This window comes from Caulobacter endophyticus (assembly GCF_003116815.1).
Classification (GTDB): domain Bacteria; phylum Pseudomonadota; class Alphaproteobacteria; order Caulobacterales; family Caulobacteraceae; genus Caulobacter; species Caulobacter endophyticus.
Map to the genome: position 1 here is coordinate 62,364 of NZ_QDKQ01000031.1, position 20,528 is coordinate 82,891.

The window sequence follows — 20,528 nt, forward strand, 5'->3', positions numbered from 1 at the left end:
GGCGACGCAGTCGCCGGCCGAAACTGGGGAAAACCCTAGTTTGGACGCTCGCCGCAGCGCCCTCCCCCCATAGCGAGGCTCAGGCCTCGACGGGTTCCGGCTTGGGCTGCGGCCTCGGTTCGGTCTTGGCCTTGGGCGGCGCGGCCGCCTTCTTCTTGCGGCGCTTGGGCAGGCCCGAGGGATTGCCCCAGAAGGTGACCACCGCCAGCGAGCCCAGCAGCGTCAGGGCCAGACCCGAGACCGTCATCACCAGGCGATAGGCCAGACCGCCAACCTTGGCTGCATGCAGCGGGAAGTCGGCGTTGGTGATGCGCGAGCCCAACGGCATGGCCTGGGCGTCGCGCGAGGCCACCATCGCGCCGGTGGCCGGGTCGAACCAGGCCATGGTGCGGCCGTTGGTCAGCCACTCGGGCTGCTGACGCAGGCGGATGGCGATCAGGCCGCCGGACTTGGCCGGCAGGCCGATGGTCCGCACCTCGGCGCCCGGGAACCTGGCCTGGGCCTGGCCGATCACCTTGTTCCAGTCGAGGTCGGCGGCCAGCTTGCCGCCCTTGATCTTCGGCGCCGCCGAAGCCTTGTCCATCGTCGCTGGCGAGGAGAACGGCGCGCGCAGGGCCTGCGAGAACCATTTCAGGTTCATGGTCGCGCCCGTGGTCAGCGACAGGATCAGCAACGGCGCCACCAGCACGCCCAGGTCGCGATGGTGATGGACGATGGCCGGCCGCTTCATCGCCCGCGGCCAGGCGCGCAGCTGGAACATCCGCCGGGTCGGCCACCACAGGATCAGGCCGGTGATCACGAAGCCGAGCCCCGCCAGGCCGGCGATCCCACCGACGATGTCGCCTGCGTCGCCGGCCAGCAGGTGGTGATGGACGTCGAACAGCCATACTTCCGGCCGCGTCCACTTGGACGTCCAGGCCTGGACGACGGCGCCGTCCTGGTCGGCATAGGCGCCCTTCTGCGTCTCGCCGGGATAGGACAGCTTGTGCAGGCCCTTGCGCTCGGTCGCCAGCACGATGGAGCGCGGGCGGTCCTGCGCGGCGAAGATCCGCGTCGCGGCCGCCGCCAGGGTGGCGGTATCCTGCCGCTGGACGTCGGCGGCATGGGGCACGGTGGCGCGCAGGAAGGCGTCCTCATGCACCAGCAGGGCGCCCGTGAACCCCAGCACCGCCAGCAGCAGGCCGATGAAACCGCCTGACCAGCGGTGCAGGAGCCGCAGGATCCTCATCAGAAGCGCGCCGTCCAGCCCAGCGTCGCGGTGCGACCGCGACCGGCGTAGAACTTGTCCTTGGCCGGGGCGACGGTGTCGGAATTGTAGGTGATGTACTGCTTGTTCAGCAGGTTCAGCACGCCCAGCGACAGGTCGCCCACGGGCAGTCGGTAGCGGACGAAGGCGTCGGCAAGGGTGTAGCCGTCGAAGTCGTCCTTCACGAGGGCGTTGCCCATGTCGCGCTTCAGGTAGGCGCGGGCCTGGAGGCGCAGGTTCCAGTCGCCGACAGCATAGTCGGCCGCCAGGTTGACGCGGTCGGGCGAGATGTTGGCGCCGTCCAGATTGGTGTCCAGGCGGCCGTCGCCGTTGGCGTCGGTCTGCCCGCGCAGGCGGGCGTAGCCGGCCGACAGGTCCAGGCCCGGGACCGAGGTCCTGGTCTTCACGTTGACCTCGAGACCCTCGATGGCGACCTTCTGGCGCTGCACGTCGAAGATGCCGCCGGAGTTCTTGACCAGGAACTGGCCCAGCTTCGACGACGACCAGAAATAGGCGACGCTGGCGTCGATCGGGCCGCGCTTCCACTCGCCGCCGATCTCGCGGTTGTTCGACACGATCGGCTCGATGCTGAGGTAGGTGTCGACGTCGACGCCGTTGACATTGATCGACCGCAGGATCCGGCCGACGTCCGGCACGGTGTAGCCCTCGGCGTAGCTGGCGTAGAGGCGCAAGCCCGAGGTCGGCTCGAACACCACCCCGCCGTTGGCCAGGGTCGCCTTGAAGTCGGGATTGCCGCCGGCGACCTTGCGCGAACCGTAGGAGGCCAGGGTCTCGAAGTCGTCGACCTTCAGCTCGACGTTCTCGAAGCGCACGCCGCCGGCCAGGCGCAGGCGGCCGTCCAGCAGCGCGTAGTTGCCCTGGATGAAGGGCGCGACGCTCTGGAACTTGGTCGGCGGCACCCAGGCGCGGCCGGTGACGGTCAGCATCTGCTCGGTGCGGTCGTTCATGGCGTCGAGGCCGACCGTGGCGGTCAGATTCTCGATGCCCGGCACTTCGCGCTCATAGTTCATCCGCGCGCCCAGCTTGCGCGAGCGGTTCGACGACTGGTCGAACAGCGTGCCAACCGGCGCGATGCGCACGTCCTGGAAGGTGGCGCTGATGTCGCCGCCGAAGGTGTCGCGCGAGCGGTTGTAGAAGACCTGGGCGGTGAAATCGCCGCCCAGCAGGTCGCTGTCGGTTAGCTGAGCCGACAGGGTCTCGACGCGGTTGGCGGCGGGCGCACCCGGGACCGGACCGCGGATCGAAGTGGTCGGCAGGCGCTTGGCCCGAACGCCGTCGGTTACGGCTGGCGCCGTGCCGGTGATCGTCACGTAGTCGCCGTCGCCCTTAAGCTCGAAACGGTTGGCGACGAGGTCAAGACGGACGGTCTCGTTCAGCTGCCAGCCGAGGCGGCCGAAGAACGACAGGGCCTTGGAATCCTGGACGTCGCCCTGGGTGTTGTCCATGCCGATGCGGCGACCGTTGGCGTCGTAGAAGGCGCCGCGCTTCTCCCAGGCGACGCCGGCCGTGACGTCGAACGCGCCCTCGCGCCAGGCGACCAGCCCCCCGATCTTGGCGCCGACGCTGTCGCCCATGTCATGGCCGATGGTGGTCTGGGTCAGCACCTTGCCCGAGACGCCGTCCCTGCGGGGCGGGCCGACCGTCACCTGGTTGACCACGCCGCCGGTGGCGCCGATGCCCTGAAGGGCGTTGGAGCCGTAGATCAGCTCCACCCGCTCCACGAAGAACGGGTCGATCGTGTAGCCGTCGCGCGAGCCGTCGCGGATCGGGGTCGACTGCGGGATGCCGTTGATGGCGAACAGCGGCGAGCGGCCGCGCAGGCTTTCGCCCGAGCCCGACAGCTTTTCGCGGGTCGGCGAGAACGAGGGCGACAGGTTCGAGATGGCGTCGATCACCGAGCCGCTGACGGCCAGCTGCTGCTCCAGGTTTCGGCTCTCGATCACGTCCACCGTCAGCGGCAGCGCCGTGACCGGCAGCCTGGTGCGGGCGGCGGTGACGACCACCTGCTCGACATCGCTCCCCTGCGCCTGGGCATGCGCGGCGGCGCTGATCGAGAGCGCGGCCAGGCTGAGCGTCGAGAACAGGGCGCGCCGGGCGGCGGCGCGCGAGAAACGGAGTCGCATGGACCATCCCCAGAAATTGAGACGGCGGCTATAGGCGCAACTGCGACTGAGTTTCAATCCTGAAATAGTATCCGACAGGCGAGCAGTCCGCCCTGCCCGCCCATCGGCTTTGGGCCGCTAGCCCGCCTGCGCCATGGCGGCCATGTCCATATGCATCACCTCCCAGACGTGGCCGTCGGGATCCTGGAAGCTGGCTCCGTACATCGGGCCCATGTCCGTGATCGGCTTCCAGGCCTTGCCGCCGTTGGCCAGGGCCTTGGCCAGCAGGTCGTCGACCTCCTGCCGGCTCTCGGCCGACAGGCAGGTCAGCACCTCGGTGGCGGCATGGGCGTCGCCGATCTCGCCGTTGATGAACTGGCGGAACTTGTCGTGCGTCAGCAGCATCACGAAGATCGTCTCGGACACCACCACGCAGGCGGCCGTCTCGTCGCTGAACTGCGGATTGATCGAGAAGCCCAGAGCCTCGAAGAAGGTCTTGGAGCGGTCGAGGTCGGCGACCGGCAGGTTGACGAAGATCATGCGCATGATGGCGGCTCCCTAGTATCTGGTTGTCGGGCCAAGGACGCGGGCTGCGGCCCCGCCCCGACACCTTGCCCGAACTTTTTGTCGGGCTTGGTATCGTCAGGCTTTCACGCGGGCCGGATTGCCCACGGCCGTCGCGCCGGCCGGCACGTCGCGGGTGACAACCGCGCCCGCACCGATCACCGCGCCGTCGCCGATGGTGACGCCCGGGACGATGATCGCCCCGCCGCCGATCCAGACATCCTTGCCGATCACCACCGGCCGGCCAAACTCCAGCCCGGTCTTGCGAGTGTCGGCGTCGCGCGGGTGGTCAGCGGCGAAGATCTTCACGTTCGGGCCGATCATCGTGCGGTCGCCGATGGTCACGGCCACCACGTCGAGGATCACGCAGCCGAAGTTCATGAACACACCGTCGCCCAGGGTGATGTTGTAGCCGTAGTCGCAGTGGAACGGCGCGCGGATGTTCACCCCGGCGCCCACGCCGCCGAACAGCTCGGTCAGCAGCGCATGGCGCTGGGCGATCGTCTGGCCCGGGGCGTTGAAGCGCTCCATCCAGGCCAGGGTCTTCTCCTGGTCGGCGACGATCTCGGCGTCCATCGGATTGTAGAGGTCGCCGGCCAGCATGCGCTCTTTCTGGGTGCGGGTGTCGGTCAAGGCGGCCTCCAAAATACGAAACAGTTTCCGGGGGATGGACCGGCGGCGGACTGCAAACAATGAAAAAGGCCGCGCTCAGCCCTCGCTGAGCCGCTGCGCCAGGGCCGCCACGAACAGCCGCACCTTGGCCGGCGCCTGGCGGGCGGTGGGATAGACGGCCCAGATCGACCAGCTGGGCAGGGCCGCGTCCGCCAGCGGCAGTTCGATCAGGCGGCCGGCGGCGACCTCGTCGCGCACGTCCCAGGCCGACAGCAGGGTGACGCCCAGGCCGCCGAGACAGGCCTGATGCAGCCCCTCGATGCCGCTGGCCGTAAACCGTCCGGCGACCTTCTGCTGCACCGGCTTGCCGCCGGAGGCGACGAAGGCCCAATGGGTCGCACCGCTCATCGCCAGGCAGTCGTGCTCGGCCAGGTCGGCCAGCCTGGTCGGGACACCACGCCGTTCCAGATAGTCCGGCGCGGCGTACAGGGCGCGGGGGTTGTCGGCCAGGCGCCGGGCGACCAGCGAATTGTCGCGCAGCGGCGCGATGCGGATGGCCAGGTCGACGCCGCCAGCGACGATGTCGACGATGCTGTCGGTCAGCAGCAGGTCGACCGACACCTCGGGATTGGCGTGCATGAAGGCCGCCGCCGCCGGAGCCACGACCTTGCGGCCGAAGGCGGCCGAGGCCGTCACGCGCAGCAGGCCCGAGGCCCCGGCGTCGGACGGGCGGATCGCCGCGCGGGCGGCGGCCTCGCCTTCCAGCATGGCCTGGGCGTGGGGCAGGAAGGCCTCGCCCTCGGTGGTCAGCGACAGGGCGCGGGTGGTCCGGTGAACGAGGCGGGCCCCGACCTCCTGCTCCAGCGCCGCCATGCGCCGGGAGGCGGCCATCGGCGTGATGCCCAGGCGACGGGCCGCGCCCGCCAGGCTGCCGGCCCGCGCGGCCTCCACGAAGACGCCGACGTCGGCGAGGTCCATTCTATCGAATTCCGTTATGCCAGCTTACCGCAAGGCCATACTATAAACAGCGACGGGATGCTCTATATAGCTCGGCGACTGACACGGAACGCCGCCCCCTCCCCCATTCCCTGGGCGGCCTGGAGCCGATCATGAGCACCGCCGCCCTATCATCCGACGCCTCGCCCGCCCTGGGCCGGGGCCTGACCTTCGCCATGGCCGCCGCCGCCGGCCTGGCCGTGGCCAACATCTATTACAACCAGCCGATGCTGGGACTGATCGAGCGCGACCTGCCCGGCCCGCTGACGGCCTTCGTGCCCACCGCCACCCAGCTGGGCTACGCCGCCGGCCTCTTCCTGCTGACGCCGCTGGGCGACCGCATGGAGCGCAAGAGCCTGATCGTCGTGCAGTTCCTGGTGCTGGCCGCCTCTCTGGTCGCCGCCGCCGCGGCGCCGAACGCGGCCCTGCTGTTGCTGGCCTCGCTGCTGGTCGGCGCGGGCGCCACCGTCGCCCAGCAGATCGTGCCCTTCGCCGCCCATCTGTCCGCCCCCGAGAAGCGCGGCGCGACGGTAGGCACGGTGATGTCGGGCCTGCTGTGCGGCATCCTGCTTTCGCGCACCCTGGCCGGCTTCGTGGCCACCCACGGCGGCTGGCGGGCGATGTTCTGGCTGGGCGCGCCGATCGCGCTTTCGGCCGCCGCCCTGATGGCGCTCGCCTTGCCGCGCAGCAAGCCCGACACCGACCTCTCCTACGCCGACCTCCTGGGTTCGCTGGGCAAGCTGTGGCGCGAATTCCCGGAGCTGCGCCTGGCGGCCCTGACCCAGGCCAGCCTGTTCGCCGCCTTCACCGCCTTCTGGACCATCCTTGCCCTGCAGCTGCAGCAGCGCTTCTCGCTTGGCGCCGACGTCGCCGGCCTGTTCGGGATCGTCGGCGTGGTGGGCGTGCTGGCCGCGCCGATCGCCGGCCGCGTGGCCGACAGGCGCGGCCCGCACCTGACCATCGCCCTGGGCGCGGTGCTGACCCTGGCCTCGTGGATCCTGTTCGGGACCTGGGTGTCGATCATCGGCATGGTCGTCGGCGTGATCCTGCTGGACTTCGCCGTACAGGGCGCGCTGATCTCCAACCAGCACCTCGTCTACGCCCTGCGGCCCGAGGCCCGGGCGCGGCTGAACACCCTGTTCATGGGCGGGATGTTCCTAGGCGGCGCAGCCGGCTCGGCAGCCGCAGCGGCGGCCTGGAACCTGGGCGGTTGGAGCAGCGTGGCCCTGATGGGCGCAGGCCTGGCGGCCATCGCCACCGTGCTGCAGGTGGCGAGCCTGAAGGGGCGGCGCTGAGGCCGCCGCCCTTTCTTCAGTCCACCGAGTGCTCGACCGCCAGGGCCAGGTCGAGCGCCCGGGCGGCTTCCTCGCCGGTGACCACCGGACGCGGGGCCTCGCCGCGCACGGCCTTCAGGAAGCCCGCCACGCTCTGGCCAAGCGGATCCTTGCCGGCCGGGGTCTCGGTGAAGTCCTCGATCAGGGGGAACGGCGTGGTGTTGCGGAAGGCGCGGGCCAGAAAGTCGATCTCGACCTCGCCCGACGGGAAGACGACCTTCATGGTCCGTTCCCGGGCCTCCGCCACGCGCGAGCTGTCGAACACGGCCGTGAAGCCGTTGGCGAAGGTGGCTTCCACCTTCACCCAGTCCAGGCCGTAGCCGCGATCGGCCTCGCCCTCGCCTTCCACGGCCACCGGATCGGCGACGCACAAGGCCAGCGCCAGGTCGATATCGTGGATCATCAGATCCAGCACCACCGAGACGTCGAGATTGCGGTCCGACGGCGTGCCGCGACGCACTGCTTCCAGGCGCGTGGGCTGCTCGGGAATGTCCAGCAGGCCCATGGCCTGGAACACCACGCGCTCCTGGTGGCCGCAGGCCAGCGGCACGCCGGCCTTGGCGGCGGCGGCGATCAGGGCGTCGGCATCCTCGGGGCTCACCGCCAGCGGCTTTTCGGAATAGACCGGCTTGCCCGCCTTCAGCGCCGCCAGCGCGGCCTTGGCGTGATGGACGGCGGGCGTGGCGACGGTGACCACGTCGACGGCGGCCAGGAAGGCGTCCATGTCGTCATAGGCCTCGGCGCCAAGCGGCCCCGCCAGGGCCTGCGCGCGGGCCAGATCGATATCGAACACCGCCACGAGCTCGACGCCCGGCAGCTCGACATATTTCTTCGCGTGGTAGCCACCGAACACGCCGGCGCCGACAACACCGGCCTTGAGAGCTTGGACTTGCGCTTCTTGGGTCATGGACCCGTCTCTAGCCGCTTCGACCGCTTGCGAAAAGCTTTGGCGGCCGGGCCGCCCCAGGGATAAACATTCGTTTAAACCAGAACAGAGAGACCAGGGAGGTCGCCATGACCATGTCGCGTGAGATCCGCCTCAAGAGCCGCCCCGTCGGCGTGCCGGCCGCCGAGAACTTCGAACTGGCCAGCGTCGAGCTGGCCCCTCCCGGCGACGGCGAGATCCAGGTCCGGAACCTCTACATGTCGGTCGATCCCTACATGCGCGGCCGCATGACCGACCGGAAGAGCTACGTGCCGCCGTTCGAGCTGGACAAGGCCCTGCAAGGCGGCGCGGTCGGCGAGGTGACGGCCTCAAACGATCCGGACTTCAAGGTCGGCGACACCGTCAGCTCGATGTTCGGCTGGCGCGAGGCCTACAACGCCAACCCCAAGGCCCTGGCCGCCGCCGGGCCGATGGGCGGGATCATGAAGCTTTCCACCCACGGCATGCCGCCCCAGACCTTCCTGGGCGTGGCCGGCATGCCCGGCATGACCGCCTATGCCGGCCTGCTGCGCGTCGCCGCCGTGAAGGAAGGCGACGTCGTCTTCGTCTCGGCCGCCGCCGGCGCGGTGGGTTCGGTCGTCTGCCAGATCGCCAAGATCAAGGGCCACACGGTCATCGGCTCGGCCGGCGGCCCCGAGAAAGTCGCCTTCCTCAAGTCGATCGGCGTCGACCACGTGATCGACTACAAGGCCACCCCCGACGTGGTCGCGGAACTGGCCAAGGTCGCCCCCAAGGGCATCGACGTCTATTTCGAGAACGTGGGCGGCGTGCACCTGGAAGCGGCGCTGAACTCGGCCCGCCCGTTCGCCCGCTTCGCCCTGTGCGGGATGATCTCGCAGTACAACGACACCGAGCGCGCAGCCGGCCCCTCCAACATCATCATGGCTGTGGGCAAGAGCCTGCGGCTGGAGGGCTTCATCGTCTCCAACCACTACGACCTGTTCCCGGCCTTCGTCCGCGACATGGCCGACTGGATCAATTCCGGGAAGCTGACCTGGAAGGAGACGGTGGTCGAAGGCGTCGATCGCGCCCCCGAAGCCTTCATCAAGCTGTTCTCGGGCGAGAACCTCGGGAAGATGCTGGTGAAGCTGTAGGACACGGATCCTCCCTTTGAGGAGGTGGCCCGAAGGGCCGGAGGGGGACGTTTTCAGCTTCCGCGGGGGCTGGCGCTCATCAGCCACTCCCCCCTCTCCGTCCGCTTCGCGGACACCTCTCCCACAGGAAGGGGCTCTTTTACCGCCCCCGCATCTCCGTCAGTTCCCAGCCTTCGCCCACGGCGACCTTGCGGAACTTGAACGTCACGCGAGCGCCCGGCTGCAGCGGGGCTTCGGCCAGCACGTCGCCATAGGCCTGGAAGGTGGTGCGGCCGGCGGCCAGCGGCGCGGCGCTCGCGCCGTCGTGATCGAGCGTGAGGATCTGGCCATCGACGGTCGCGATTACGCCCTGAGTCTCATGCTGCGGCGCCGTCGAGATTGGCGGCGCGGGCTGGGCGGAGGGGGATTTCGAGCCTTCGCCCTTGCCGCCTGGACCGCAACCCGTAATGGCCGCAACCGCCAGAAATGCAAAAACCGCCTTGAATTTCATAGCCTTGCCCAACTTTCAGCGCCGTCCACGCGGCCGATTTTTGCGCACTTGCACAGATTTTTCGCCGCACCTGCGAAATCGATCACATTTTCGATAGCGATTTCGTGATCGAAGTTTTACTCTAGTTGCGTCGGCGGTTTCCTCCGCCGGACTTCGTTCAACGCCAGACCCTTGCTGAACGCGACCGATCCCTAGCGGACCGGAGGCGTCCCGTGAAGGCGTTCGGCGCGAAATCGAAGCTCTGCATTTCGTCCGACCACGGTCGGATCACCGAGACGGACCCGATGACCGAACGCGGCGCCTTCTTCGACCTGGCCACCTCCACGCCGGTAGCCTTCGAAACCGTGATCTCCCCGCGCGATCGGGTCGAGATCCCGACCGAGGCGCCCCTGGCCATGCCGGTCCAGCCGCTGGGCTTCTGGCAGGGCGCGGCCCGCGCCGTGCGCGGCCCGGGCTCGGAAACGGTCATGCGCCGCTGGGTGATCTTCATCGCCACCGCCATCATGGGCGCGGCCGGCTGGAAGGCCACGTTCGACACCGTGGCCCTGGGCGGCGTCACCCGCCTGGAAGCCATCTGCCTGACTCTGCTGGTTCCGCTGTTCCTGGCGCTCGCCCTGTGGTTCGTCACCGCCGTCGCCGGCTTCGTGGTGCTGCTGCGCACGCCGAAAGACCCGCTGGGCATCGACAGCTCCAGGCCCATGCCCAAGCCGCGCGCCCGCACGGCCATCCTGATGCCGGTCTACAACGAGGACGCCCAGGCCGTGTTCGCCCGCCTGCGGGCCATGGACGCCTCGATCGCCGAGACCGGAAACAGCCGCGCCTTCGACATCTTCATCATCTCCGACACCCGCGACGCCGCCGTGGCGCTGGCCGAACAGGCCTGCTTCGCCCGCTTCCGTCGCGAGGCCTCCAGCCATGTCTTCTATCGCCGCCGCGCCGACAATGCGGGCCGCAAGGCCGGCAATGTCGCCGACTGGGTCGCCCGCTGGGGCGGCGACTACGAGCACATGCTGGTGCTCGACGCCGACAGCCTGATGACCGGCGACGCGATGGTGCGCCTGGCCGACGCCATGGAGCGCCACCCGGGCGTGGGTCTTATCCAGACCATGCCGACGATCATCAACGGCCAGACGATCTTCGCCCGCACCCTGCAGTTCGCCACCAAGCTCTATGGCCGCGTGGCCTGGACGGGCCTGGCCTGGTGGTCGGGTTCGGAAAGCTCGTTCTGGGGCCACAACGCCATTATCCGCACCAAGGCCTTCGCCCAGACCTGCGGCCTGCCTTCGCTGAACGGCCCCAAGCCCTTCGGCGGCGAGGTGATGAGCCACGACGCCCTGGAAAGCGCCCTGCTGCGCCGCGGCGGCTGGGCCGTGCATCTGGCCCCCTACCTGGAAGGCTCCTACGAGGAGAGCCCGTCCAACCTGCTCGACTTCGCCACCCGCGACCGTCGCTGGTGCCGGGGCAACGTGCAGCACGTGCCGCTGGTCGGCCTGAAGGGTCTGCACTGGATGAGCCGCCTGCACCTGGTCATCGGCGTGCTCAGCTACGCCTTGTCGCCGATCTGGTTCGTGGCCCTGTCGGCCGGCGTCATCTCGCGGGCCCTGATGCCCGAGGTGAAGAAGGCCGCCTTCACGATGGCCGACCTGCAGGCCGCCGCCCACGCCCTGATCGACTGGCGCGAGATCCAGGCCACGGCCTGGGCGATGATCATCACCTTCGTGCTGCTGTTTGGCCCCAAGATCCTGGGCGCCACCCTCATCTTCATGCGCAAGCACGAGCTGAAGGGCTTTGGCGGGCGTCGCCGCGTGATGGCCGGCCTGGGCGTCGAGATGCTGCTCTCGGCCCTGGTCGCCCCGATGCTGATGTTCACCCAGACCCGCGCCCTGGTCGAGATCCTGGCCGGCCGCGTCGGCGGCTGGAGCGCCCAGCGTCGCGACGCCGACAAGGTCGCCTTCAAGGAAGCCTGCGCCGCCATGGGCTGGATCAGCGCCACGGGCCTAGCCCTGGCCGCGATGTTCTGGTTCACCCCGGACCTGCTGACCGCCACCGCGCCGATCCTGGCGGGCCTGATCCTGGCCGTGCCGCTGACCATGCTGGGCGCCAGCAAGGCCGCGGGCCTGGCCATCAAGGCCAACGGCCTGTTCATGACCCCCGACGAGCGCACGCCGCCGGCCATCGTCCGCGCCGCCCTCGGCCCGGTCTGCGAGCCGCCGGTCCGCTGGAACGTCGGCAAGGCCAAGGCTCCCGTTCTGGCGAGCGCCGAGCAGACCGCGGCCTGAACGCCCGATCATCGAAGCTGAAGAAACCTCGCCCCTCACCGGGCGGGGTTTTTTATTGGCCGTCGATACGGCCGGCCCAGAAACACCTGCTCAAGCTTCGCAACGGCTGGCGGCTCACCCTCTGGGGGAGTAGAAGCGCGCTTCGTTTGGATTTGACGGAGCCTCCGCCGTGTCGCGGCTTTTCAGCGCCTATGTGATCGTCGACTGGAGCGCGGCGGCCAAGCCGACCACCGGGGCCGACTCCGTCTGGATCGGGGTGCTCAAGCGCGACGTGCGCTTCCGCCTGACCTTCGAAAGCTACAACCCGGCCACCCGCAACGAGGCCGAGGCCAAGCTGGCCGTGATCCTCGACGACCTGAAGAAGCGCGGCGAGCGCGCCCTGGTGGGCTTCGACTTTCCGCTGGGCTTCCCGCGCGGCTTTTCGGCGGCCCTGAACCTGCCGGGCGAGAAGCCCTGGCGCGCGGTCTGGGACCAGCTGAACAAGATGGTCAAGGACAAGGCCGACAACACCAACAACCGCTTCGGCGTCGGCTCGGAGATCAACCGCCGCCTGACCGGCGGGCCTTTCCCGTTCTGGGGCTGCCCGCCCAAGGACGCGCTGACGACGCTGCAGCCCAAGCGTACGCGCGAGCATGGCCCCGAAGACCTGCCCGAGTTCCGCCATGCCGATGTGGCGGCGAAAGGCGCGCACTCGATCTGGAAACTCTATTACAACGGCTCTGTCGGCGGCCAGGCGATCATGGGCATCCCGGCGGTGCGCCGCCTGAAGGACGCCCGCGGCGAGGCTGTGCGCGTCTGGCCGTTCGAGACCGGCTTCAAGACCCTGACCGAAGCCGATCTGGACGGCGTCGAGGCCGTGGTCGCCGAGGTCTATCCGTCGCTGATCAAGGCCGTCCCCGGCCCCGGCGAGATCAAGGACCTGGCCCAGGTGCGCGGCCTTGCCGAGCATTTCGCCAAGCTCGACGAGGCCGGCAAGCTGGCCGCGCTGTTCGGACCATCCAAGGATGCGCCGGCCGACCTGGTGGTCGACGCGCAGACCGAGGAAGGCTGGATTCTGGGGGCTTCGATCTAAGGGCCCTTTCCCCGAAGTGGGAGGCGGTGGCGAAGCCGACGGAGGGGGAGCGCCCCCTCCCCTCAGCGGCTGGCTCGAATTCAGCAGGGACCGCCCCCTCCGGCCCTCCGGGCAACTCCCCCTCAGGGGGCATTACCCCCGCCGATCCAGCATCCCATACCGCCCCAGCAACATCGCCGCTGCCGCGAAGCTGGTGACGATCACCGACCAGACGATGCCGTTCACGCCCATCTTCATCGGCAGGGCCAGCCACCAGGCCAGCGGACCCATGATCAAGGCGTAGGCGACCATGTGGGTGGCGGCGGGGATCCAGACCTCGCCGCGCGCTCGCAGGGCCTGCGCGCAGACCACCTGCACGGCGTCGGGCACCAGGAACAGGCAGGTCAGGGCCAGGGCCGGCCCGATCAGGGCGATGGCGGCCGGGTCGGCGGTGTAGGCGCCGGCCACCAGATGGCGCAGCGGATAGAGCAGCAAACCCACGACCAGGGCGAAAACCGCCGTGACCCCGAACGATATCCAGCCCGCCCTGCTCATGCCCGCCGGATCGCGCGCCCCGTGGGCGCGGGCCACCTGCACGGCGGTGGCCGTCGCCAGGCCCAGCGGAACCATGAAGATCACCCCTGCCACATTGAGCACCACGGCCCAGGCCGCGACGTTGAGCCCGCCCAGCCAGCCGGCGACCAGGCTCATGCCGGCGAAGGCCGAGACCTCGAACAGGTTGGAGCTGCCCGCGCCGTAGCCGACCCGGCGCTGCTCCTTCTCGGCGGCGCGGTCGCGGACGGGCTTGTCGAACACGCCCATGGCCCGGGCGTCCTTCAGGCGCCAGATCACGACCGCAAGCATGATGGTGAAGGCCGTACGCGCCACGAAGGTGGCCCAGGCCGCGCCGACCGCGCCCAGGGCCGGCAGGCCCAGCACGCCCGGCACCAGCAGCAGGTTGACCGCCAGGTTGATCAGGTTGGCCACCCACATGTTGACGGTCACCAGCCCCGGGCGGCCCAGTCCTTCCAGCCAGAAGCTCAAGGCCACGCTCAGCGCGTAGGGGGTCAGCGACAGCGAGAACACGATCAGCGGCGCCGTCGCCCCATCGGCGAGGGCCTTCTCGATGCCGACGTGATGCAGCAGCGGCGGCGCGCCGACCGCCAGCAGGGCCGAGCCGCCCACGCCCAGCCAGAAGGCGTAGATCACGCCCCGGCGCAGCACCGCGCCCGCCTCGTGCGGCCGTCCCGCCCCCATGGCGCGCGAGCCCATCACCTGGGTTCCGACCAGCAGGCCGACGGTCACGGTGACGAACACCGAGGTCGGCGCCCAGGCCATGGCGTGGAAGCCCAGTTGCCGGGCCGAGAAGTGGCCCACGACGATGGCGTCGGTCAGGCCCATGACCATGATCCCCAGGCGCGAAAGCACCACCGGCCCGGCCAGGCGCAGCAGTTCGATCAGATCGGAGACGATGACGCCGCGCGGCTTCCCGGAAGCCGGCGCGGCCGCGGGACGCGACATGGGATGGGCCTTTCGAAACGGGGCCGGAAGGTGGCCGATGCCCATCGATTGGGCAAGGGGCGGCTCGAGATCCTCTCCCTACTCCGCGTACAGCCGCAGCGCCTGCAGGCACATCTCAAGCCCCGTCAGGTCGTGCAGCGGTTCGGGCGTGACGATGACGAAGAGGCGCCGCGCCTCGGCCCACAGCATCACGCTCTCGGGCAGGCCCAGGTCCTCGACCACGCAATCGTGCTCGTCGCGCCAGATTCCGTCCTCGCCGCGCTCGGCGCCGACCAGCACGTCCACCCGGTCGACATACTCGGCCAGGCTCTCGTCCTCGACATTGAGATAGGCGAAGACCGGCTTGCCAAGACCTGCCAGCACGCCGGCCTCAAAGGCCACGCTGGCGTCGCAGGAGGGCCCGCGCCACGGGGTCAGGTTGACGATCGCCGCATCGACCTGACGCAATTGGGCCATGCGGTCCATGTAAAGTTCGCGGGCCTGGATTTCCGAGCTGAAGTCGTCAGCCGGCGCGGCCTGGCCGCCCGAGAACGGCGTAAAGCCCGCGTCCAGGCATAGGGCCTTGCGGCGCAGGTCTTGAGCTTGGGCGTCAGGGAGCCAGGCTTCGGGGCCGGCCAGCCACAGGGAACGGACAGGTCGCATCCGGCCTTAGAGCGGACGACCGGCCCCGCCTGTCAACTGTTTGATGGCAACCGTCTTGGAGATCGAACCGTCCGCCGATGACCGCCCTCTCCCGCCGCTCGGCCCTCGTCCTGGGCGCCGCCGCCCTGACCGCGCCGGCCCTAGCCCAGGCCGCTTCCGCCCAGACCTATCTCGCCTATGAGCGCCGGCTGCGCGACCAGATGGCCGACCGCCGGGGCGACTACGACCCCGATTTCGAGCGCGACCTGCTCGACCAGGGCGACGCCTTCCGCGAGGCGCGCGGCCTGCCGCCGCTGCGCTTCGATCCGGGCCTGGCCCTGGCCGCCCGCGCCCATGCCGCCGATATCGCTCGCAGCCAGATCTACGATCACATGACCCGCGAGGGCTTCGGCCCCGCCGCCCGCGTCGGCCTTCTGGCCCGCGACCTCGTCGGCGCCCCGGCCGAGAACATCGCCATGCGCCGCAACGCCGCCGGCCAGGTTCGCCCCGACCAGATCATGGGCCAGTGGAAGACCAGCCCCGGCCATCGCGCCAACCTGCTGGCGCCGGGGTTCACCCATGTCGCCTACGCCGCCCTGCGCGAAGGCCCGCAGGTGATCGCCGTGGGCGTCTATGCCGAGGTCTCCGCGCGCCTGGCCGCCCCCGCCCCGCTGCGCGCGCAGAGCGTCGATGCCATCGCCGCGGCCCTGTCGCGCGCCAGCCCGCGCATCGACCAGTTCTCGCTGTCGGAGCCCGGCGGCGACGTGCTGACCCAGACCTATGTCGAGCGACCGCAGCCGGTCAGCATCCCGCCCGGCGCCTGGCAGCTTCGCCCGCACCTGACCAGCGGGACGCACAAATACCAGGTGGCCTGGGGTCCGGTGTTCGTGCTGGTCTAGACGGCGTCTCCGCCCCGTACTGGAAAGATGCCGCTGACGCGCGCCACGATGTCGAACACCTCGGGATCGTTCATGAAGGCCATCAGCGTGGCCCTGCCATCCGGCGCGTCTTCCCAGAAGTCAGTCGGACCACGCCCCTCGGTCGCGAGTTCGCCGAAACGCCAGTAGAGCTCGGCCACCACCGCGCCCTGCGTCCTGAGGCGTTCGAGATAGGGCGCAATGTCGAGCCTGGCCATCGCCGCGCCGCAGAGCAGGTCCGCGATTCACCCGCCCGGGTCGAAGCCGCCCTCGTCGGATGCGGCCAAGGCAAGCGCCTGATCGAACCAAGCGTCGAGGAACCTTACGATCGCCCCGCGACGAACGTCGCTCCAGTACTCCCATTCGGCATGCCGCAAGCGTCCGACTACGATCTGCGGATCAAGGATCCAGCGCGGCCCGGCCGCCGACAACTCCAGCAGCCGGGGCAGAAGATAGAAATAATCGCCCAGAGCGCCGACGGTCAGGAAGACGCCGCTGGCGTAGCCGTGGAGGTCGTCGGCCGTCAGCTTCCGCAACGGCTTGCTCAGCAGCACATCGACATTGCGCTTGTCGACGCAGCAGGGACAGCCATCGATATCGCGCGGCCTCGCCACGGCGAAAGCCGCGTAGAGGTCTTCCAGAGCCTTATGGAAATCCGTCGAAGCCATGCCCCAGCTTGGCCGCAACCCCCATGCCCGCACAAACGAAAAACGGCGGGCCCTCGCGAGCCCGCCGTCGTCCGTTCAGCCATAAGGCCGACGCTTAGTTCTTGGTGACGTCCACCAGCTTGTTCTTGGCGATCCACGGCATCATGCCGCGCAGGCGGGCGCCGACTTCCTCGATCTGGTGCTCGGAAGCGCGACGGCGGGTCGCCTTGAAGGACGGCTGGCCGACGGCGTTTTCCAGCATGAAGTCGCGGACGAACTTGCCCGACTGGATGTCTTCCAGCACGCGCTTCATCTCGGCCTTGGTCTCGGCGGTCACGACGCGCGGGCCGGTGACGTATTCGCCGTACTCGGCGGTGTTCGAGATCGAGTAGTTCATGTTGGCAATGCCGCCTTCGTAGATCAGGTCCACGATCAGCTTCAGTTCGTGCAGGCACTCGAAATAGGCCATTTCCGGCGCGTAGCCGGCCTCGACCAGCACTTCGAAGCCGGCGCGGATCAGCTCGACCGTGCCGCCGCAGAGGACGGCCTGCTCGCCGAACAGGTCGGTTTCGCATTCCTCGCGGAAGTTGGTCTCGATGATGCCCGAGCGGCCGCCGCCGATGGCCGAGGCGTAGGCCAGGCCGAGGTCCAGCGCGTTGCCGGTGGCGTTGTGGTGCACCGCGATCAGGCAGGGCACGCCGCCGCCCTTCTGGTACTCGCCACGGACGGTGTGGCCAGGGCCCTTCGGGGCGACCATCAGCACGTCGATGGTGTCCTTCGGCTCGATCAGGCCGAAGTGGACGTTCAGGCCGTGGGCGAACAGCAGGGCCGCGCCGTCACGGATGTTGGGGGCGATGTCGTTCTTGTAGATCGCGGCCTGATGCTCGTCCGGGGCCAGGATCATGATCAGGTCGGCCCAGGCGGCGGCGTCGGCCACCGACATGACCTTCAGGCCTTCGGCCTCGGCCTTCTTCGCCGAGGGCGAACCCGGGCGCAGGGCGACGGCCACGTTCGGCACGCCGCTGTCACGAAGGTTGAGGGCGTGGGCGTGGCCCTGGCTGCCATAGCCTACGATGGCGATCTTCCGGTCCAGGATGCGGGCGAGGTCGGCGTCGCGGTCGTAGTAGACGCGCATGATTTCTTCTCCAGGACTGGTCAATCCGCCCGCCTCACGCAATCTGAAAGCGGGAAAGGCGGGCGTTTGAGCGTTTTTTTGCCGCCTCGTCAAGGCAGGGCGCGCCCCGAGCGACGTTCGGCGACGCTTAAATACCGCGACTGAGGCGAAAAAGCCCCGACAAAGGCCAGGCCGGCCAGGGAAAGCGCCGAAAAACAAAAAGCCGCGCTTCCGATGGGAAGCGCGGCTTTCGCTGGAGGGCGAAGCTCGCCCTTACCAGAAGAGGTCGTAGTAGACGCTCAGCACCTGGCCCGACCAGACGTCCACCAGGACGGCGTCGCTGCCGACCCGCACCCATTCGCAGCCGATCGGCGGCATGGGCAGGCCATAGCGGAACCAGTCGAGATAGTAGGAGCTGCCATACCAGCCGCCGGGCAGGTAGTCGCCGAAGCTCCAGCGGTTCACGTACCAGCCGCGCGGATAGCGGTAGGCCGGAGCGCGATAGCGCTGGGGCGCGCGGTAGCTGGGCCGCCAGCGACGCTGGTCGTACTGCGGACGGCCGTTGTCGCGGTCGCGCCAGCGCTGGTCGCCGGGACGCGGGCCGGGACGATCCCGGTCGTTGCCCTGCCAGCCGCCGCCGGGACGGCCGCGGTCGGGACCACGATCGCCACGGTCGCCTTGCCAGCCGCCATTGGGGCGGTCGGGGCGGTCGGGGCGGTGGCCGCCTGGACGGTTCGGACGATCGTTGCGGTCGGGACCGCGATCGCCGCGATCCTGCCCGCCCTGCCAGCCGCCGCCCGGGCGGTCGGGACGGTCGCCTCTGTCGGGGCGATCGCCACGATCAGGACGGGTCGAAGGTGCGCCGCCGCCGGCGCCGGGAGTACGGTCCTGGCCGCCTTGCCAGCCGCCGGACGGGCGGTCAGGACGATCGGGGCGATCGCCCCTGCCCTGCCAGCCGCCCCGGTCGCCGCGATCTCCACGGTCGGGCTGTTGCGCCTGGGGCGCCTGCGGCGCCGGACGGGCCTCGGGCGGGCGCGGAGCCTGCGGCGCGGGCTGGCCGCCGCGATCCTGGCCGCCGCGCCAGCCGCCTTCAGGCCGTTCCGCGCGCGGCCCACGGTCGCTGCGACCACCACGATCGCCGCGGTCGCCACGCTCGTTCTGCTGCATCGCCAGGACCGTCGCGGCGGAGCCCGCCTGGGCCGCAGCGCCGCCCGTCAGCGACAGGATCATCGCGACGGTGATCAGACGTTTCATCTCTTGCTCCAAGGGGCCTTGCGCCGGCCCGTAGCTCATCCCTTGATCACAGTGTCGCGCTTGGCGCATGAACCGCAATTGAACGAAACCCGCAGGAGAAGGCCATGGCCGCCCGACCGCAGGACATTCTAGGCTTCTGGACCGGGGCCGGCCCCAAGCAGTGGTTCGAAAAGAATCGGGCGTTCGACGAGGCCATCCGCCTGAAGTACGAGCCCACTCACCACGCCGCCGCGCGCGGCGACTATGACGACTGGGTCGAGACCCCCGAAGGCTCGCTGGCCCTGATCATCGTGCTCGACCAGTTCCCCCGCAACCTCTACCGCCGCAGCGGCCACGCCTTCGCCACCGACGGCAAGGCCCGCGCCGTGGCCCGCGCCGCCATCGCCAAGGGCCACGACACCGCCGTCGCTCCTGAGCTGCGCTATTTCTTCTACCTGCCGTTCGAACACTCCGAATCCCTGGCCGACCAGGAGCTGTGCATCGAGCTGTGCGCCGGCATGCAGGCCGACACCGGCGACGAGGACGCCATCAAGTGGGCGATCATCCACCGCGACATCATCGCCCGTTTCGGCCGTTTCCCGCATCGCAACGTCGCCCTGGGCCGCGAAACCACCCCGGCCGAGCAGACTTTCCTCGATGAAGGCGGGTTCGCCGGTTAGGCGAGCTTGGCTTGCGTGCAATCGATACTGTAGTGTCCGCCGCGAATTGAAAGGGGCCTGGAGGGCGCTGTCTATGTCGATGAAGAAACTCATGCTCGCGGCGGGCGCGATGGTTTGCGTCGCGGCTCCGGCGGGGGCGTTCGCCCAGGCCAAGCCGACCAAGGCCCAGCAGATGCAGACCCAGGCCCAGGCCGAAGTGCCGCGCTGCACGCGCAAGCTGGGCACCCTGTCGATCATCGACGGCGACGATCCCCGCGGCTGGACCCAGTACAACCTGGCCTCGCCGCAGAAGCTGCTGCGCGCCATCGTCCAGAAGTCGGGCTGCTTCAACCTCGTCGACCGTGGCGCGGGCCTGAACGCCGCCCAGATCGAGCGCAACATCGGCGGCAACCTCGGCCTGCAGCGCGGCTCCAACGTCGGCCAGGGCCAGATCAAGGCCGCCGACTACGTGCTGGTGGCCGAAGTGCAGGCCAGCGACAGCAACGCCGGCGGCGGCGCGGTGGCCGGCGCCATCGGCGGCCTGATCGGCGGTCGGGCCGGCGCCCTGGTCGGCGGCATCAAGACCAAGAAGCTGGAAGCCAACACCGTCCTGTCGCTGACCAACGTCCGTACGACCGAGACCGTGGCCGTCCAGGAAGGCTACGCGGTGAAGAACGACATCGGCTGGGGCGCGGGCGGCGGCATCGGCTTCGCCGGCGCGGTCGGCGGCGGCTACGAAGACACCGAGATCGGCCGCATCATCACCCTGGCCTTCATCAACAGCTACTCGAAGATGGTCGGCGAGCTGGGCCTGGTGGGCGACAGCGCCCAGGCCGCCCAGGCGGCTCCGAGCAAGACCTTCGTGGCCACCCGCGTCGTCAACATGCGCGCCACTCCGGTGGCCGCCGGCAAGCTGATCCGCGCCCTGCCGGCCGGTTCGATCGTCTACCCGACCGGCAAGAAGCAGGAACTGTGGTGGGAAGTGGCCGACGAGAACGACAACGTCGGCTGGGTGCTGAACACGGGCCTGGAGCCCTCGAAGTAAGGCACTCCGCCATCTAGACGAGAACGCCCCGCCGGT

20 protein-coding genes are annotated in these 20,528 nt (G+C 69.4%); 7 read left to right on the forward strand and 13 right to left on the reverse strand.

Annotation, left to right across the window (positions count from 1 at the left end; all coding sequences use genetic code 11):
* Positions 1-79: 79 nt before the first annotated feature.
* From DDF67_RS07560 to DDF67_RS07580, 5 genes are all read right to left on the reverse strand, one after another.
* Positions 80-1,228, reverse strand: coding sequence for a PepSY-associated TM helix domain-containing protein (locus tag DDF67_RS07560; protein ID WP_109100285.1), 1,149 nt, complete (start codon positions 1,226-1,228; stop codon positions 80-82).
* The gene (locus tag DDF67_RS07565) at positions 1,228-3,390 is read right to left on the reverse strand and encodes a TonB-dependent receptor (protein WP_109100286.1); all 2,163 of its coding nucleotides are present in this window, start codon (positions 3,388-3,390) and stop codon (positions 1,228-1,230) included. The genes DDF67_RS07560 and DDF67_RS07565 overlap by 1 nt, the downstream gene beginning before the upstream one ends.
* 117 nt (positions 3,391-3,507) lie before the next feature.
* A complete protein-coding gene (locus DDF67_RS07570) occupies positions 3,508-3,915 on the reverse strand; it encodes a VOC family protein (protein ID WP_109100287.1) in 408 nt (135 codons plus the stop codon).
* Positions 3,916-4,011: 96 nt separating this feature from the next.
* The gene (locus DDF67_RS07575) at positions 4,012-4,566 is read right to left on the reverse strand and encodes a sugar O-acetyltransferase (protein ID WP_269845441.1); all 555 of its coding nucleotides are present in this window, start codon (positions 4,564-4,566) and stop codon (positions 4,012-4,014) included.
* A 75-nt stretch (positions 4,567-4,641) separates the two neighbouring features.
* Positions 4,642-5,523 (reverse strand): LysR family transcriptional regulator, encoded by an 882-nt coding sequence (locus tag DDF67_RS07580; RefSeq protein WP_109100288.1) that lies wholly within the window; start codon positions 5,521-5,523, stop codon positions 4,642-4,644.
* Positions 5,524-5,654: 131 nt separating this feature from the next.
* Here DDF67_RS07580 and DDF67_RS07585 point away from each other — a divergent pair, with 131 nt between their 5' ends.
* Positions 5,655-6,836 (forward strand): MFS transporter, encoded by a 1,182-nt coding sequence (locus DDF67_RS07585; protein ID WP_109100289.1) that lies wholly within the window; start codon positions 5,655-5,657, stop codon positions 6,834-6,836.
* 16 nt (positions 6,837-6,852) lie between these two features.
* Here DDF67_RS07585 and DDF67_RS07590 read toward each other — a convergent pair whose 3' ends face one another.
* On the reverse strand, positions 6,853-7,782 hold the full coding sequence (locus DDF67_RS07590) for a Gfo/Idh/MocA family protein (protein ID WP_109100290.1): 930 nt from the start codon (positions 7,780-7,782) through the stop codon (positions 6,853-6,855).
* A 107-nt stretch (positions 7,783-7,889) separates the two neighbouring features.
* Between DDF67_RS07590 and DDF67_RS07595 the strand changes: the two genes are divergently transcribed.
* Positions 7,890-8,915, forward strand: a complete 1,026-nt coding sequence (locus DDF67_RS07595; protein ID WP_109100291.1) for an NADP-dependent oxidoreductase — start codon at positions 7,890-7,892, stop codon at positions 8,913-8,915.
* Positions 8,916-9,054: 139 nt separating this feature from the next.
* Here the strand turns inward: DDF67_RS07595 and DDF67_RS07600 are convergent, their stop codons facing one another.
* Positions 9,055-9,405, reverse strand: a complete 351-nt coding sequence (locus tag DDF67_RS07600; protein ID WP_109100292.1) for a copper-binding protein — start codon at positions 9,403-9,405, stop codon at positions 9,055-9,057.
* A gap of 284 nt (positions 9,406-9,689) precedes the next feature.
* Between DDF67_RS07600 and mdoH the strand changes: the two genes are divergently transcribed.
* Positions 9,690-11,684 carry a glucans biosynthesis glucosyltransferase MdoH gene (gene mdoH / locus DDF67_RS07605; RefSeq protein ID WP_109100325.1) on the forward strand — a complete coding sequence of 665 codons (1,995 nt, stop codon included), beginning with the start codon at positions 9,690-9,692 and terminating at the stop codon, positions 11,682-11,684.
* A gap of 169 nt (positions 11,685-11,853) precedes the next feature.
* Positions 11,854-12,756 (forward strand): cobalamin biosynthesis protein CbiG, encoded by a 903-nt coding sequence (locus DDF67_RS07610; RefSeq protein ID WP_109100293.1) that lies wholly within the window; start codon positions 11,854-11,856, stop codon positions 12,754-12,756.
* A gap of 132 nt (positions 12,757-12,888) precedes the next feature.
* Here DDF67_RS07610 and DDF67_RS07615 read toward each other — a convergent pair whose 3' ends face one another.
* Together DDF67_RS07615 and DDF67_RS07620 are read right to left on the reverse strand one after the other, a co-directional pair.
* Complete coding sequence (locus DDF67_RS07615) at positions 12,889-14,256, reverse strand: MATE family efflux transporter (RefSeq protein ID WP_109100326.1); 1,368 nt, start codon at positions 14,254-14,256, stop codon at positions 12,889-12,891.
* Between the two features lie 78 nt (positions 14,257-14,334).
* Entirely contained in the window at positions 14,335-14,898 is a 564-nt protein-coding gene (locus tag DDF67_RS07620) for a nucleoside 2-deoxyribosyltransferase (protein ID WP_109100294.1), read from the reverse strand.
* Positions 14,899-14,975: 77 nt separating this feature from the next.
* Here DDF67_RS07620 and DDF67_RS07625 point away from each other — a divergent pair, with 77 nt between their 5' ends.
* Complete coding sequence (locus DDF67_RS07625; RefSeq protein WP_109100295.1) at positions 14,976-15,776, forward strand: CAP domain-containing protein; 801 nt, start codon at positions 14,976-14,978, stop codon at positions 15,774-15,776.
* On the opposite strand, the gene DDF67_RS07630 is transcribed toward DDF67_RS07625, so the two are convergent.
* The 4 genes from DDF67_RS07630 to DDF67_RS07645 all read right to left on the reverse strand — a co-directional run bounded on the left by DDF67_RS07630 (position 15,773) and on the right by DDF67_RS07645 (position 18,809).
* Positions 15,773-16,012, reverse strand: a complete 240-nt coding sequence (locus DDF67_RS07630; RefSeq protein ID WP_109100296.1) for a hypothetical protein — start codon at positions 16,010-16,012, stop codon at positions 15,773-15,775. The genes DDF67_RS07625 and DDF67_RS07630 overlap by 4 nt on opposite strands.
* A 27-nt stretch (positions 16,013-16,039) precedes the next feature.
* Complete coding sequence (locus DDF67_RS07635) at positions 16,040-16,462, reverse strand: hypothetical protein (protein WP_109100297.1); 423 nt, start codon at positions 16,460-16,462, stop codon at positions 16,040-16,042.
* A gap of 94 nt (positions 16,463-16,556) precedes the next feature.
* Positions 16,557-17,576, reverse strand: a complete 1,020-nt coding sequence (gene ilvC / locus DDF67_RS07640) for a ketol-acid reductoisomerase (protein WP_101713690.1) — start codon at positions 17,574-17,576, stop codon at positions 16,557-16,559.
* Between the two features lie 252 nt (positions 17,577-17,828).
* On the reverse strand, positions 17,829-18,809 hold the full coding sequence (locus DDF67_RS07645; protein ID WP_109100298.1) for an RcnB family protein: 981 nt from the start codon (positions 18,807-18,809) through the stop codon (positions 17,829-17,831).
* A gap of 104 nt (positions 18,810-18,913) precedes the next feature.
* Between DDF67_RS07645 and DDF67_RS07650 the strand changes: the two genes are divergently transcribed.
* Positions 18,914-19,468, forward strand: coding sequence for a DUF924 family protein (locus DDF67_RS07650; RefSeq protein WP_109100299.1), 555 nt, complete (start codon positions 18,914-18,916; stop codon positions 19,466-19,468).
* A 73-nt stretch (positions 19,469-19,541) separates the two neighbouring features.
* Positions 19,542-20,492, forward strand: a complete 951-nt coding sequence (locus tag DDF67_RS07655) for an SH3 domain-containing protein (RefSeq protein ID WP_408608596.1) — start codon at positions 19,542-19,544, stop codon at positions 20,490-20,492.
* Positions 20,493-20,528: the final 36 nt, after the last annotated feature.